The sequence below is a fragment of the Kitasatospora cathayae genome (assembly GCF_027627435.1).
Classification (GTDB): Bacteria; Actinomycetota; Actinomycetes; order Streptomycetales; family Streptomycetaceae; genus Kitasatospora; species Kitasatospora cathayae.
The window spans coordinates 5,441,909-5,456,084 of record NZ_CP115450.1 but is presented as its reverse complement, the minus strand read 5'-3'; the positions used below and the strand labels follow the sequence as shown (position 1 = coordinate 5,456,084).

Below are 14,176 nucleotides of genomic sequence, written 5' to 3'. Positions count from 1 at the left end.
GTACAGCGGGCCGTACACGTGTCCGGGGACGGGGACGGGGCTTCAGCCTTCGAGTGCCTTGCGCTGGATCTCGTCGAGTTCGGCGCAGCCGAGGGTGCCGAGGTCGAGGAGCCGGTTGAGGAGGTCGCGGTCGAAGGGGGCGCCTTCGGCGGTGCCCTGGACTTCGACGAAGCGGCCGTCGGCGGTGCAGACGATGTTCATGTCGGTTTCGGCACGGACGTCTTCCTCGTACTGGAGGTCCAGCATCGGGGTTCCGTCGATGATGCCGACGCTGACGGCGCTGACGCCGCCGGTGATGGGCTGGCCCTTGGCGCGGAGGAGTTTGCGGTCGCGGGCCCAGGAGACGGCGTCGACGAGGGCGACGTAGGCGCCGGTGATGGCGGCGGTGCGGGTGCCGCCGTCGGCCTGGAGGACGTCGCAGTCGAGGACGATGGTGTTCTCGGCGAGGGCGCGGTGGTCGACGACGGCGCGCAGGGAGCGGCCGATGAGCCGGCTGATCTCGTGGGTGCGGCCGCCGATGCGGCCCTTGACGGCTTCGCGGTCGCCGCGGGTGTTGGTGGCGCGGGGGAGCATGGAGTACTCGGCGGTGACCCAGCCTTCGCCGCTGCCCTTGCGCCAGCGCGGGACGCCTTCGGTGACGCTGGCGGTGCACAGCACCTTGGTGTCGCCGTAGGAGATGAGGACGGAGCCTTCGGCGTGCTTGCTCCAGCCCCGCTCGATGGTGATGGGGCGGAGCTGTTCGGGGGTGCGGCCGTCGATGCGTGACATAGCCACTGAGCGTAGCGGCTCGGAACTGCGGCCCCGGACATGCCCCGGACGTGCCCGGGACATGCCTCGGCCCGCCGTGCTGGTGAGCGGATCGGCGGGCCGTGGGGGTTCGAGCCGGTTGGCTCAGCTCACATCATGTCCTCGATGTCGGCGGCGATGGGGTCGGCGTCGGTGCCGATGACGACCTGGATCGCGGTGCCCATCTTGACGACGCCGTGGGCGCCGGCGGCCTTGAGGGCCACCTCGTCGACGAGGGAGGCGTCCTTGACCTCGGTGCGCAGGCGGGTGATGCAGCCTTCGACCTCTTCGATGTTGTCGATGCCGCCCAGACCGGCGACGATCTTCTCAGCCTTGCTGGCCATCTGGTTTCTCTCCCTCTGTCTCGGCCCTTCGGCGGCTCTGCCGGGTGCCGTCGTGCGCTGTGTCGGGTCCTCGACCGTCAGGTGGTGAGGTCCGTGCCGGTGGCTGACGCGGGTTCAGTTGCGGGTGCGCTGCCGGGCAGCGCGACCAGCATGACCCGGGCCGGTCCGGTCTGCCACGTTAGTCCACTTTTGGCCCATTCCGGCGCGCAGGGTCCCTGCCGCCACCCGAGGATGACGATCAGCGGGGCTCGCGTCCCGGTGTCCGGCCTGCGCCCCAAAGTGGTCTACACCAATATATGGGTACTCCGATGAACGCAGGAAGGACCCCGGGTGTTCCCGGGCCCCGCCCGAGGGTCCCGCGGTGGGTCTCGCGGCGGCGACTGCGCTCGGAGGGCGGATGATGAGTTCGGCAGGTGCCGCGGCCCCGCAGACCACGTGGTGGCACGGCTTCTACGGCGGGCTCCAGAAGATGGGCCGCTCGCTGCAGCTGCCGGTCGCGGTGCTCCCCGCGGCAGGCATCCTCAACCGGCTCGGCCAGCCGGACGTCTTCGGCGAGGACGGCCTGGGCTGGACGGACGTCGCCAAGGTGTTCGCGGCGGCCGGCGGCGCCCTGCTCGACTCCGCGCTCGGACTGCCGCTGCTGTTCTGCATCGGGGTGGCCATCGGCATGGCCAGGAAGGCGGACGGCTCGACGGCGCTGGCGGCCGTGGTCGGCTTCCTCGTCTACTACAAGGTGCTGCACGCCTTCCCGGAGAGCTGCAAGCCACCGACGGTGCTGGTCGGCGACCAGTGCGTGGACTACTCCTCGGCGAAGGCGGCCAGCGCGACGTACCAGAACCCGGGGGTGCTCGGCGGCATCCTGATCGGCCTGATGTCGGCCTGGCTGTGGGTGCGGTTCCACCGCACCAAGCTGGTCGACTGGCTGGGCTTCTTCAACGGCCGCCGCCTGGTCCCGATGATCACCGCCTTGGTCGGCATGCTGACCGCGGTCGTCGCGCTGTGGGTGTGGCCGCCGATCGGCCGCGGTCTGAACGACTTCTCGCAGAACCTCGCCGATCTCGGCGCGGGCGGCGCGGGCGTCTTCGGCGTCTTCAACCGCGCCCTGCTGCTGATCGGTATGCACCAGTTGCTGAACACCTTCGTCTGGTTCCAGTTCGGCGAGTTCACGAAGGCCGACGGCGCCATCGTGCACGGCGACATCCCGCGTTTCCTGGCGGGCGACCCGACGGCCGGCCAGTTCCAGTCCGGATTCTTCCCGATCATGATGTTCGCGCTGCCCGCCGCGGCACTCGCGATCGCCCACTCGGCCAAGCCGCACCGCCGCAAGGAGATCTACGGACTGATGCTCTCGGTCGGCCTGACCTCCTTCGTCACCGGCGTCACCGAGCCGATCGAGTACTCCTTCGCCTACATCGTCCCGGCCCTGTACGGGGTGCACGCGCTGCTCACCGGCGCCTCGATGGCGGTCACGTGGGGGCTCGGGGTGCACGACGGCTTCAGCTTCTCGGCCGGCCTGATCGACTACGTCATCAACTGGGGGCTGGCCACCAAACCGTGGCTGATCATCGTCATCGGACTCTGCTTCGCCGTGGTGTACTACGCGCTCTTCCGGTTCATCATCGTCAAATTCGACCTGAAAACCCCGGGGCGCGAGGACGAGGCGGAGGTGGAGGACGTCACCAAAGCCTGATTGACCGCCGCCCGGAACACCGGTCACAAAGGCCCTCGGACCCATTGGACCCGGGGGTCTTCGGCATTTCCGGAAAGGACCGAATTCCCTATTCGCCGCCCACCGAAAAGTCAATTCGGTCGCGATCCGTCCGGCCGGTGGCGGTCCGGACGGGTGCCGACCACAGACGGGGGACGTCCCACCGGCACGTCCGCGACCCTCCGGTCACTCTCAGCAGTCGCCGCACGCACCGGGAAGCAGCCCGGTCGTCCGAGCCCGAGCCCACGACCCCACCCCGGCCCGGTCGCCGCACGGGCTCCGCGCGTTTTGTTGCGCAAATAGCCAAAATCACAATCGTGACTGAAATCATGATCGTCGTTCCGCGGCCAGGTTTCGATTTCATAGCGCTTCCCGGTGGCAGCGCTATCCGGGGTTCCCCGACTTCTCCACCCGTGCTACAAAACTGGTCTACACCACGTGTGGTGTAGACCAGTTCGCGGTTCGGCCCCTGTGCCTCCCCCGACCGACCGCCATGCCGTTAGGAACCCACCCCCATGAGTCAGTCTGCGCAGGCACCGGCGCCCGCCACGGCTCCGGCCACCCCCAGCCCCGCCAAGCAGTTCGGCCAGAACCTCCTCCAGGGACTGCAGAAGATCGGCCGCAGCCTCCAGCTGCCCATCGCGGTGCTCCCCGCCGCCGGTCTGCTGATGCGTCTCGGCCAGGACGACGTCTTCGGCAAGGACGGGCTCGGCTGGGACAAGGTCGCCTCGGTCTTCGCCGCCGCCGGCAACGGTGTCTTCGGTGCCCTTCCGATGTTGTTCGCGGTGGGCATCGCGATCGGCTTCGCCAAGAAGGCGGACGGATCCACCGCCCTCGCCGCGCTGGTCGGCTTCCTGGTGTACCAGAAGGTGCTCACCGCGTTCCCGGTCGCCGAGGGCCACATCGCCGACGGCAAGTGGGTCGAGCCGGTCTACCAGGACCCGGGCGTGCTCGGCGGCATCGTGATCGGCCTGCTGGCCGCCGTGCTGTGGCAGAAGTACCACCGCACCAAGCTGGTCGACTGGCTCGGCTTCTTCAACGGCCGCCGCCTGGTCCCGATCATCATGGCCTTCGTCGGCACCGCCGTCGGTGTGCTCTTCGCCCTGACCTGGGGCCCGGTCGGCGATGCCATCAAGAGCCTGAACGACACCCTGATCGGCGCCGGCTCGTTCGGCGCGGGCGCCTTCGGTCTGGTCAACCGTGCTCTGCTGCCGGTCGGCATGCACCAGTTCGTGAACTCCTTCGCCTGGTTCCAGACCGGTGACTTCACCGGCCCGGACGGCGTCGTCGTCCACGGTGACCTGCACCGCTTCTTCGCCGGGGACCCGACCGCCGGGCAGTTCATGTCGGGCTTCTACCCGATCATGATGTTCGCGCTGCCCGCCGCCGCGCTGGCGATCGCCCACACCGCCAAGGCCCATCGCCGCAAGGCCGTCACCGGCATGATGGTGTCGCTGGCCCTGACCTCCTTCGTCACCGGTGTCACCGAGCCGATCGAGTTCTCCTTCGTCTTCATCGCCCCGCTGCTGTACGTCATCCACGCGGTGCTGACCGCCGTCTCGATGGCCGTCACCTGGGCGCTCGGCGTGCACGACGGCTTCACCTTCTCCGGCGGCCTGATCGACTACGCGCTGGCCTGGAGCAAGGCCACCAGCCCGTGGCTGATCATCCCGATCGGCCTGGTCTTCGCCGCGATCTACTACTTCGTGTTCCGCTTCGCGATCACCAAGTTCGACCTCAAGACCCCCGGTCGCGAGGACGACGAGGAGATCGAGGACGTCACCAAGGCCTGACGCCCCGCCCGGCCGCTCCGAAGGCCCCGCCCACCGCCGCTCCCCTCTTGGCGGCCGGGCGGGGCCTTCGGCATGTCCGGCAGGTGGAAACGGCGGTTGACGAACCGACGGACGCCCTGGTCAACTGAAACCGTGTACCCCTCGTGCCCGCTGGTGACCCGTAGCCACATCGACTTCGGTCGCGTGTGGTCCGCGGCGTGTCGCGGCTGAGCCGACCCCTTCCCCCGCCGCCGCCCGGCTGAGTCCCCGCCCGGCGCCGGCCGTCCTCCTCCCCTCTCCGCGCGGCCGCGCGCCCGTACCCGCACCCGCACCGCCGTTCCGGTACGGGTTCCGCCGCAGCCGCGCGCATCCGCACGAGGAAAGCCAGGCTCGCCATGCCCCGCCAACTGCACCTCTCCGCCGCCATCGATGCCGCCATCGACGCCGCCCCTGACCGCCCCGGCCGCTTCGACGCCGGCCACTACGCCGCCCTCGCCCGCCTCGCCGAGCGCGCCGGCCTGGACTTCGTCACCCTGGACGACTCCTTCACCGCCGAACCGAGCCGCCCCGACGCGCTCGCCACCCTCGCCCGGATCGCCCCGCTGACCTCCCGGATCGGCCTGGTGCCCACCGTCACCACCACCCACACCGAGCCCTTCCACACCTCGATCTCGGTCAACACCCTGGACTGGGTGAGCGAGGGCCGGGCCGGCTGGCTGGTCGGCGTCTCCACCACCGAGGCCGAGGCGAAGGCCTTCGGCCGCCGCCCGGTCGCCGCCGAGGACGAGCTGTGGGCCGAGGCGGCCGACGCCGCCGAGGTCGCCGCCCGGCTCTGGGACAGCTGGGAGGACGACGCGGAGATCCGCGACACCGCCACCGGCCGGTTCATCGACCGCGACAAGCTGCACCACATCGACTTCGAGGGCCGGCACTTCTCGGTCCGCGGGCCATCCATCACCCCGCGCCCGCCCCAGGGCCGCCCGGTGGTCACGGTGCCGGTGGCCGCCGCCGACCTCGCCCAGGACGCCTCCCCGGGCGGGCGGGCCCGGGTCGCCACCGCGATCCGGTACGCCGACGTCGTGCTGCTCGACGCCCCCGACGGGGCCACCCGACTGACCTCCGCCACCGACCTGCGGCTGCGCTCCGGCGAACAGCTGCGCGTCCTGGCCCGGCTCGACGCCGCCCTGCCCGACCGGGCCGCCGAGCACCGGCTGCTCGCCGAACTCACCGCCACCGGCACCGGCGTGGACGGCTTCCACCTCGTCCCCGCCGAGCCCGAACGCGACCTGGCCGCCCTCGCCGAGCGGATCGCCCCCGCCCTGCGCGACGCCGGGCTGCTGCGCACCGGGTACCCCGGGCGCACCCTGCGCGACCACCTCGGCCTGGCCCGCCCGGCCAGCCGCTACACCACCGCCCACACCGCGAACAGCCGCCCGACCACCGACTCCGCCCTCGCCGAGGTGACCCGATGACGGACCGTCCGCTCAAGCAGATCCACCTCGCCGCGCACTTCCCCGGCGTCAACAACACCACGGTGTGGAGCGACCCGGCCTCCGGCAGCCACATCGAGTTCGACTCCTTCCGCCACCTCGCGAAGACCGCCGAGCGCGGGAAGTTCGACTTCTTCTTCCTCGCCGAGGGCCTGCGGCTGCGCGAGACCAGGGGCCGCATCCACGACCTGGACGTGGTCGGCCGCCCCGAGTCGATCACCGTGCTGAGCGCGCTGGCCGCCGTCACCGAACAGATCGGCCTGGCCGCCACGGTGAACGCCACCTTCAACGAACCGTACGAACTCGCCCGCCGCTTCGCCTCCTTGGACCACCTCTCCGGCGGCCGCGCGGCCTGGAACGTGGTCACCTCCTCGGACGCCTTCACCGGGGAGAACTTCCGCCGCGGCGGCTATCTGGACCGCGCCGACCGCTACTCCCGGGCCGCCGAATCCGTCCAGCTGGCAAGGGAGTTCTGGGACGCCGGGGCGGAGCCGGTACGGCACCGCGGCCCCCAGTTCGAGGTCGAGGGCCGGCTCTCGCTGCCCCGCCCGCCGCAGGGCCACCCGGTGGTCATCCAGGCCGGAGACTCCGCCGAGGGCCGGGAGTTCGCCGCCGCCACCGCCGACGTCGTGTTCAGCCGGCACTCCGAATTCGCCGCCGGCCAGGCGTTCCACGCCGACGTCAAGGGCCGGTTGGCCCGGTACGGGCGCAAGCCGGACGAGCTGAAGATCATGCCCGCCGCCACCTTCGTCCTCGGCGACACCGACGCCGCCGCGGCCGAGCGCGCCGCCGAGGTCCGCCGGGCCCAGGTCGGACCGGGGACGGCGATCGCCTTCCTGGAGCAGGTCTGGGGCGTCGACCTCTCCGACCACGATCCGGACGGTCCGCTGCCGGCCGTCGATCCCGACCCGGACAGCGCGCTGGTCCAGGGCCGGGTCCGCATCCCGGACCCGGTGGGCACCGCCGAACGCTGGCGGGCCCTGGCCGCCGAGAAGGGGCTGAGCAGCCGCGAGTTGGTCATCGAGGTGACCGGCCGGCAGTCCTTCATCGGCTCCCCCGCCACCGTCGCCGAGCGGATCGACCACTTCGTGCAGCAGGACGCGGCCGACGGCTTCGTCCTCGTCCCGCACCTGACCCCGGGCGGCCTGGACGAGTTCGTCGACCAGGTCGTCCCACTGCTCCAGGAGCGCGGGGTGTTCCGCACCGAGTACACCGGCCCGACCCTGCGCGACCACCTCGGCCTGCCGGTGCCCGGGCGGAGCTGAGTCGGGTCAGACCTCGTACACCGCGCCGGCCCGGGCCAGCTCGACCGGGCCGGCGTAGGTGGTGGCGGCGTCACGCCGGTTGCGCTCGGCGTCGGTCCACGGCGGGATGTGGGTGAGGACGAGCCGACGGGCCCCGGCCGCGGTGGCGTGCTCGCCGGCCTCCCGGCCGTTGAGGTGGACGGCCCGGTAGGTGTCGCGGCCGTCCTGGTACGCGGCCTCGCAGAGGAACAGGTCGGTGTCGCGGGCGAGTTCCACCAGTGCGGGGCTCTCACCGGTGTCGCCGGAGTAGACCAGCGAGCGGCCGCCGTGCTCCAGCCGGAAGGCGAAGGTGTCGACGGGGTGGTTGACCTGCGCGACGGAGACCCGGAACGGGCCGAGCTCGAAGCTGCCCGGAGTGAGCGTGCGGAACTCGAACACCTCCTTCATTCCGGGGTTCTCCGGCATGTCGTAGGCGCGGGCGAGCCGCTCGGCGGTGCCGGCCGGGCCGTACACCGGCAGCAGGGCGGGGCAGCCCTCGGCGCGGTAGTTGCGGGCGACCCAGTAGGCGCACAGGTCGACGCAGTGGTCCGCGTGCAGGTGGCTGAGCAGGACGGCGTCGACCTCGTAGAGGCTGGTGTACTTCTGCAGCGCGCCGAGGGCGCCGTTGCCGAGGTCCAGCACCACGCGGTAGCCGTCGGCCTCGACCAGGTAGCTGGAGCACGGCGAGTCGACGGACGGGAAACTCCCCGAACACCCCACCACGGTCAGTTTCATCCGAGCCCCTCCGCCCCGACACGTCCTGGCTGCTGCTGGGCTGCTTTCCACGCTGTTGAGGCGGCATGGAGAACAGCATGGAAAAAACGGCATGGAAAACGGCAGGCCGGGCCGGTGGACCGGCCGGTAGCACTGCGTTGGTGTGTCGAGGGTAAGGGCGGACCGTCACTTTGCCCCCGTCCCCGTGCCGCGCTGTGGCTGGAATCACCCAGACCGCCCGGGCGGGAACGGCGCCGTGGGATCAGCGGTGCCGGGGGCGGTTGCGGGCCCAGCCGCGGACGGTCTCGGGGTACCAGCGGGGGTGTCCGCTGCCGTCGATCACGTCCGGCTCGGGCAGCAGCCCGTGCCGCCGGTAGTTGCGGACCGTCTCCGGCCGGACGTTGATGTGCCGGGCGATCTCGGCGTACGACCAGAGTTCCGAACTCCTCACGCGCCCACCTCGCTTCGCTCGGCAGGGGCATTCGCCCATTCGCACCTTTCGACGGTTCGCTTACTTCGTTCGCTCACGAGGGCACCTCCGGGGGACGGGGGCGGACGTTCGTGAGGCAGCCTGTCCGGGCGGCACCGGGAGGTTGCCGACAGAACGGGCGTCGTGGCGGTTCCGTGACGAACCGGGGACAATTCACGGACAAATGCTCAACTGTCACAGCCGCCACGGTGGTGGCGTTCACCACCGGCCCGGTACGGTACGCCGCATGACTGGTATCTGGGTGGTCCTGGCCGTGGCGGGCATCGCCGTGCTCGCGGCCGTCGCTGCGGCGCTGGCGAGGCGCACCCGGCCGGCGGCGCGCCCGGCCGGTCCGACCCGCCCGGCCGGCCCGCGGCCGCGCCCGGCCACCGGGGCCGGCCCGGAGGCGCAGGAGATCTGGTGGGCGGAGGTGCCGTTCGAGGACGGCCCGGGCGCCAAGGACCGCCCCTGCCTGGTGCTGCGGGTGCACGGCCGGACCGCCACCGTCGCGAAGATCACCAGCAAGCACCACGCCGAGCGCCCGGGCGTGCTGCCGCTGCCGCCCGGTTCGGTGGGCGACCGGCAGGGCCGGGCCAGCTGGCTGGAGACCGACGAGCTGCGCGAGGTGCCGCTGTCGGCCTTCCGCCGCCGGGCCGGCACGGTGGACCGGCAGGTCTGGGCCCGGGCCCAGCGGGCGCTACAGCACTAGGCCCAGAGCTGGCCCTGCAGCGCCTCGACCGCCGCCTCGGTGGACTCGGCGGTGTAGATGCCGGTGGACAGGTACTTCCAGCCGCCGTCGGCGACCACGAAGACGATGTCCGCGCGCTCCCCGGCGGCCGCCGCCTTGCGGCCGACGCCGATCGCGGCGTGCAGGATGGCGCCGGTGGAGACGCCCGCGAAGATGCCTTCCTGCTGGAGGAGTTCGCGGGTGCGGCGGACGGCGTCGGCGGAGCCGACCGAGAAGCGCGTGGTGAGCACCTCGGCGTCGTAGAGCTCGGGGACGAAGCCCTCGTCGAGGTTGCGCAGCCCGTACACCAGGTCGTCGTAGCGGGGTTCGGCGGCGACGATCTTCACGCCGGGGACCTTCTCGCGCAGGTAGCGGCCGACGCCCATCAGGGTGCCGGTGGTGCCGAGGCCGGCCACGAAGTGGGTGACGGTGGGCAGGTCGGTGAGGATCTCGGGGCCGGTGGTGGTGTAGTGGGCGCCCGCGTTGTCGGGGTTGCCGTACTGGTAGAGCATGACCCAGTCGGGGTGCTCGGCGGCGATCTCCTTGGCGATCCGGACGGCGGTGTTGGAGCCGCCGGCGGCCGGGGAGGAGATGATCTCGGCGCCCCACATCCGGAGCAGTTCGCGCCGTTCCTCGCTGGTGTTCTCGGGCATCACGCAGACCATCCGGTAGCCCTTGAGCTTGGCGGCCATGGCGAGCGAGATGCCGGTGTTGCCGCTGGTGGGCTCGAGGATGGTGCAGCCGGGGGTGAGCCGGCCGTCGGCCTCGGCGCGCTCAATCATGTGCAGCGCGGGGCGGTCCTTGATCGAGCCCGTGGGGTTGCGGTCCTCCAGCTTGGCCCAGAGGCTGACCAGGCCCTCGGTGTTGCCGGGGACGGCGGCGGACAGCCGGGGCAGGCGGACCAGCGGGGTGTTGCCGACGGCTTCGAGCGGACTGTCGTATCGCAAGGGAGGCCTCCGGCCACGGCGGTGAGGGTGAAGAGGGGCGGCGGCTTCCCCGCCACCGGGCCGGAGGCGGGGGAGCCGGGAGATCAGCGGGCGCCGCCGGCCACGGCGGGCAGGATGGTGACGCTGTCGCCGTCGGCGACGGCGGTGGAGATGCCCTCCAGGAACCGGACGTCCTCGTCGTTCAGGTAGACGTTGACGAAGCGGCGCAGCTCGCCGCCTTCGAGCAGGCGGGCGGCGATGCCGGGGTGGCGGGCGTCGAGGTCGGCGAAGAGTTCCCCGAGGTTGCTGCCGGTGCCCTCGACGGCCTTGGCGCCGTCGGTGTAGGTGCGGAGGATGGTCGGGATGCGGACCTCGATGGCCATGGGTGCGCTCCTGTGCGAATCGTGGAGGTGGGTGGGCCGCAACGGGCGCGGCGGGGCGGAGGGTGCCCGGGGCTCGACGCCGCCGGGGTGGCGGCGGGGCCCGGGTGGGGCGGGGCGGCTCTCAGCGCGAGCGCGCGGGCGTGCCGGGACAGATCGCGCCGGCGTGCCGGCACAGGTCGATGTGCAGGCGCGCCACGAGGCGGGTGCCCGGGGCCTGGTTGCTCACATCGACGGAACGCATGGGCTCATCGTATAGATTCCCGGGCCCGCTCCGACACGCCCGTCTCGTGATCCGGATGTTGTCGTTTCCGATGCTGAGACGACGGGGCCCGCCGACCGTTCGTGGCTGGGCGGCGGGCCGGGTCCGGGTAGGTGCCGGTCAGGCCGGGTAGGCCTCGACGACCTGGACGTCTTCCTCCGTGATCTCGCCGTCCACGATGCGGAACGAGCGGAACTGGTAGGGGTCGTCGTCGCCGTTGCCGTCAGCGGTGGAGACCAGGACGTAGTGGGCGAACGGCTCGGAGGCGTAGCTCACGTCGGTGCGGGAGGGGTAGGCCTCGGTGGCGGTGTGCGAGTGGTAGACGATCACCGGCTCCTCGTCCAGGTCGTCCATCTCGCGGTAGAGCTTGAGCAGGTCGCCCGAGTCGAACTCGTAGAAGGTGGGCGAGCGGGCCGCGTTGAGCATCGGGATGAACCGCTCGGGCCGGCCGCTGCCGGCCGGTCCGGCGACCACGCCGCAGGCCTCGTCCGGGTGGTCGGCACGGGCGTGGGCGACGATCCGGTCGCGGATTTCTCGGGTGATGGTCAGCATGTGGTCAGGATAGACACGCCCCGGCGGCCGTCCGCCGGGGCGTCCGAGGCGCGGTCAGTGGGTGTCCACGTTCCCGTTGACGGCGTGCAGGTGGTCGTGCGACTGGGCGTGGACGGCCTGCGGGTTGCGGCGCTTGAGCAGCTGGTAGCCGATCACCAGCAGCAGGGCCCAGCCCGGGAAGACGTACAGCGAGATCCGGTTGTCCTTGTCCAGTCCGATGAGGACCACGACCAGGGCCAGGAAGGCGAGGGCGGTCCAGCTGACCCAGGCGCCGCCGGGGGCCTTGAAGGTGGGCGGGGGCAGGTGGCCGGCCCGCCAGGCCTTGCGGTAGCGGATCTGGGAGATCAGGATCATCGCCCAGGTCCACAGTCCGCAGACCGTGGCGACCGAGGTGATGTACTCGAACGCCCGTGCCGGGACGAGGTAGTTGAGCACCACGCCGGCGCCCATCAGCAGGCAGGAGAGGGTGATCGCGAAGGCCGGGGTGCGGCGGCTGTTGAGCTTGGTGAGCCGTCCGGGGGCCTGGCCGCGCAGGGCGAGGTCGCGCAGCATGCGGCCGGTGGAGTACATCCCGGAGTTGCAGGAGGAGAGTGCGGCGGTGAGCACCACGAAGTTGATGATGCCGGCCGCGGCCGGGATGCCGATCTTGCCGAAGGCGGCGACGAACGGGCTGACGCCGGGCTGGAACTCGCGCCAGGGCACGAGCGAGAGGATGACCACGAGGGCGCCGATGTAGAACAGCGCGATGCGCCAGGGCAGGGTGTTGATGGCGCGCGGCAGGGTCTTCTCGGGGTTCTCGCTCTCGCCCGCGGTGACGCCGACGAGTTCGACGCCCAGGTAGGCGAACATGACGATCTGCAGGGTCATCACGGTGGCGCCGATGCCCTTGGGGAAGAAGCCGCCGTCCTGCCACAGGTTGCCGATCGACGCGGTGTCACCGGCCTTGCTGAAGCCGAGGGTCAGTACGCCGATGCCGATCAGGATCATGCCGATGATGGCGGTGACCTTGACCATGGAGAACCAGAACTCGATCTCGCCGAAGAGCTTCACCGAGATCAGGTTGGCCGCGTAGAGGATGACGAGGAAGGTCAGTGCGCTGGCCCACTGGGGTATGCCGGGTGCCCAGAACTTGACGTACACGGCGGCGGCGGTGGTCTCGGCCATGCCGGTGACGACCCAGAACAGCCAGTACGTCCAGCCGGTGACGTAGCCGGCGAAGGGGCCGAGGAACTCTCGGGCGTACTCGGCGAAGCTGCCGGAGACCGGGCGGTACGTGAGCAGTTCGCCGAGGGCGCGCATGATCACGAAGATCACCAGGCCGGCCACCGCGTAGGAGAGGATGAGGCTCGGTCCGGACTTGGAGATGGCGGTGCCGGCGCCGAGGAAGAGGCCGGTGCCGATCGCGCCGCCGATCGCGATCATCTGTATCTGGCGGCTGCCCAGTCCCCGCTCGTATCCCTCCTCGTCCGGTTTCTCGTCGACCACCTGATCGTAGATCTGCTCGGCCATGGTCACCGTCCTGGTGGGTCTCGTTCGTGGGGTGAAGTCGTACCACGCACGGTCCGGATACCGGTGTTCATCTGAGCGATATTTGAGCATGACCTGCTATGTTTTGCCCGATTTATGCGAAAATGCCCCGGCCGATCGTCCACATGCTGGACGGAGCGGCCGGGGCTTGCCCGAAAGCGGGCAGGATCGCCCTGGAGCGTGGGGGGGAACCGCTCGGCGGTCAGTCGGTGATCGCCTCCAGCAGCGACTCCTGGAGCGCCCCCAGCCACAGGTAGGCCATCACCAGCGGCTTGCGCTCGTCACTGTCCGGCAGCTCGTAGAGGCCCTGCTCGTCCTCCTCGGAGACCTCCAGCCGCACCCCGAGGGTCAGCCGCAGGTCGTTCAGCGCGCCCAGCCAGTGCAGGCAGTCGGCGGCGGCCAGCTTGAGCACCCCGGCGCCGCCGAGGCCGTCCAGCGCCCGGACCACCTGGAGCGCGTCATCGCGCTTGCGGGCCCGCAGGTCGAGCTCGGTGTAGCGGCGGAACTCCCCGGAGGCGGCCCGGCTCTCGGCGTCGTCCGGCGCGGCCGGGTCGCCGTAGGCGTCCGGGAAGAGCCGGGCCAGCGCCGGGTCGGCGGGTGCCTCGGTCGGGCCCTCGGCGAACAGCGCCGCCAGCGGGTCGTCGCCGTCCCCGCCCGGGCCGGGGCCGATCAGCTCCAGCATCTGCACTTCCAGCGACCGCAGGATGGAGGCCTCCACCTCGTCCAGCACGATCGCCGCGCCACCACCGCCGGCGCTCTCGAACAACCCAGCCATCTGTATCGGTCAGCCCGTCTTCGTCGTCTTCGGCCGCACCGCCGCACCGGCGGGCGGACAGTCACTGTGCGCCGGATGGGCGGTCAGTCGTGCTGCAGCGTCGCCCACAGACCGTAGCCGTGCATCGCCTGGACGTCCCGCTCCATCTCCTCGCGGGAGCCGCTGGAGACCACTGCCCGGCCCTTGGTGTGCACGTCCATCATCAGCTTCCGGGCCTTGTCCTTCGGGTAGCCGAAGTAGGCCTGGAAGACGTACTGGACGTAGCTCATGAGGTTGACCGGGTCGTTGTGCACGATGGTCACCCAGGGCGTGTCCGGCTCGGTCACCGGTTGTCCTTGGACCTCCGGGCGCTCGATCTCCACGGGCGCGACACTCACCGCCGGGCCTCCTCGTTGCACACTCGTTCCGTCATTCCTCATGGCCCATGCTGCCATCCGGGGGACACCCGGGCGATTCCGGCC

The 14,176-nt window shown here is 71.1% G+C and carries 16 protein-coding genes; 5 read left to right on the top strand and 11 right to left on the bottom strand.

From position 1 onward, the window contains the following. Nucleotides 1-42 precede the first annotated feature (42 nt). Together rph and O1G21_RS24380 are read right to left on the bottom strand one after the other, a co-directional pair. Nucleotides 43-768, bottom strand: a complete 726-nt coding sequence (gene rph / locus O1G21_RS24385) for a ribonuclease PH (protein WP_270146719.1) — start codon at nt 766-768, stop codon at nt 43-45. A gap of 128 nt (nt 769-896) precedes the next feature. Beyond that, nucleotides 897-1,211, bottom strand: a complete 315-nt coding sequence (locus tag O1G21_RS24380; RefSeq protein WP_270151229.1) for a PTS glucose/sucrose transporter subunit IIB — start codon at nt 1,209-1,211, stop codon at nt 897-899. Between the two features lie 319 nt (nt 1,212-1,530). On the opposite strand from O1G21_RS24380, the gene O1G21_RS24375 reads away from it, so the two are divergent. The 4 genes from O1G21_RS24375 to O1G21_RS24360 all read left to right on the top strand — a co-directional run bounded on the left by O1G21_RS24375 (nt 1,531) and on the right by O1G21_RS24360 (nt 7,365). Next, nucleotides 1,531-2,820, top strand: coding sequence for a PTS transporter subunit EIIC (locus tag O1G21_RS24375; protein ID WP_270151228.1), 1,290 nt, complete (start codon nt 1,531-1,533; stop codon nt 2,818-2,820). A gap of 533 nt (nt 2,821-3,353) precedes the next feature. Then, nucleotides 3,354-4,631 (top strand): PTS transporter subunit EIIC, encoded by a 1,278-nt coding sequence (locus O1G21_RS24370; RefSeq protein ID WP_270146718.1) that lies wholly within the window; start codon nt 3,354-3,356, stop codon nt 4,629-4,631. A 374-nt stretch (nt 4,632-5,005) separates the two neighbouring features. Next, nucleotides 5,006-6,082, top strand: coding sequence for an LLM class flavin-dependent oxidoreductase (locus O1G21_RS24365; RefSeq protein ID WP_270146717.1), 1,077 nt, complete (start codon nt 5,006-5,008; stop codon nt 6,080-6,082). Next, nucleotides 6,079-7,365: an LLM class flavin-dependent oxidoreductase gene (locus tag O1G21_RS24360; RefSeq protein WP_270146716.1), complete on the top strand. Its 1,287-nt coding sequence runs from the start codon at nt 6,079-6,081 to the stop codon at nt 7,363-7,365. Before O1G21_RS24365 ends, O1G21_RS24360 begins: the two co-directional genes overlap by 4 nt. A 6-nt stretch (nt 7,366-7,371) precedes the next feature. On the opposite strand, the gene O1G21_RS24355 is transcribed toward O1G21_RS24360, so the two are convergent. Both O1G21_RS24355 and O1G21_RS24350 read right to left on the bottom strand, forming a co-directional pair. Next, nucleotides 7,372-8,118, bottom strand: a complete 747-nt coding sequence (locus O1G21_RS24355) for an MBL fold metallo-hydrolase (protein ID WP_270146715.1) — start codon at nt 8,116-8,118, stop codon at nt 7,372-7,374. A 241-nt stretch (nt 8,119-8,359) separates the two neighbouring features. Continuing rightward, on the bottom strand, nt 8,360-8,548 hold the full coding sequence (locus O1G21_RS24350; RefSeq protein WP_270146714.1) for a MerR family transcriptional regulator: 189 nt from the start codon (nt 8,546-8,548) through the stop codon (nt 8,360-8,362). Between the two features lie 265 nt (nt 8,549-8,813). Here O1G21_RS24350 and O1G21_RS24345 point away from each other — a divergent pair, with 265 nt between their 5' ends. Next, entirely contained in the window at nt 8,814-9,275 is a 462-nt protein-coding gene (locus O1G21_RS24345) for a type II toxin-antitoxin system PemK/MazF family toxin (RefSeq protein ID WP_270146713.1), read from the top strand. Here O1G21_RS24345 and O1G21_RS24340 read toward each other — a convergent pair. The 7 genes from O1G21_RS24340 to clpS form a co-directional block, all read right to left on the bottom strand. After that, the gene (locus O1G21_RS24340; RefSeq protein WP_270146712.1) at nt 9,272-10,240 is read right to left on the bottom strand and encodes a PLP-dependent cysteine synthase family protein; all 969 of its coding nucleotides are present in this window, start codon (nt 10,238-10,240) and stop codon (nt 9,272-9,274) included. The two genes, O1G21_RS24345 and O1G21_RS24340, sit on opposite strands and share 4 nt — an antisense overlap. 83 nt (nt 10,241-10,323) lie before the next feature. Next, the gene (locus tag O1G21_RS24335) at nt 10,324-10,602 is read right to left on the bottom strand and encodes a MoaD/ThiS family protein (RefSeq protein ID WP_270146711.1); all 279 of its coding nucleotides are present in this window, start codon (nt 10,600-10,602) and stop codon (nt 10,324-10,326) included. 121 nt (nt 10,603-10,723) lie between these two features. After that, a complete protein-coding gene (locus tag O1G21_RS41440; RefSeq protein WP_317621128.1) occupies nt 10,724-10,843 on the bottom strand; it encodes a putative leader peptide in 120 nt (39 codons plus the stop codon). Nucleotides 10,844-10,981: 138 nt separating this feature from the next. After that, nucleotides 10,982-11,413, bottom strand: coding sequence for a M67 family metallopeptidase (locus O1G21_RS24330; protein WP_270146710.1), 432 nt, complete (start codon nt 11,411-11,413; stop codon nt 10,982-10,984). A 54-nt stretch (nt 11,414-11,467) separates the two neighbouring features. Further along, complete coding sequence (locus O1G21_RS24325) at nt 11,468-12,922, bottom strand: amino acid permease (protein ID WP_270146708.1); 1,455 nt, start codon at nt 12,920-12,922, stop codon at nt 11,468-11,470. Nucleotides 12,923-13,142: 220 nt separating this feature from the next. After that, nucleotides 13,143-13,715 carry a DUF2017 domain-containing protein gene (locus O1G21_RS24320; protein WP_270146707.1) on the bottom strand — a complete coding sequence of 191 codons (573 nt, stop codon included), beginning with the start codon at nt 13,713-13,715 and terminating at the stop codon, nt 13,143-13,145. An 83-nt stretch (nt 13,716-13,798) separates the two neighbouring features. Then, nucleotides 13,799-14,092, bottom strand: a complete 294-nt coding sequence (gene clpS, locus O1G21_RS24315; protein WP_270146706.1) for an ATP-dependent Clp protease adapter ClpS — start codon at nt 14,090-14,092, stop codon at nt 13,799-13,801. Nucleotides 14,093-14,176 lie beyond the last annotated feature (84 nt).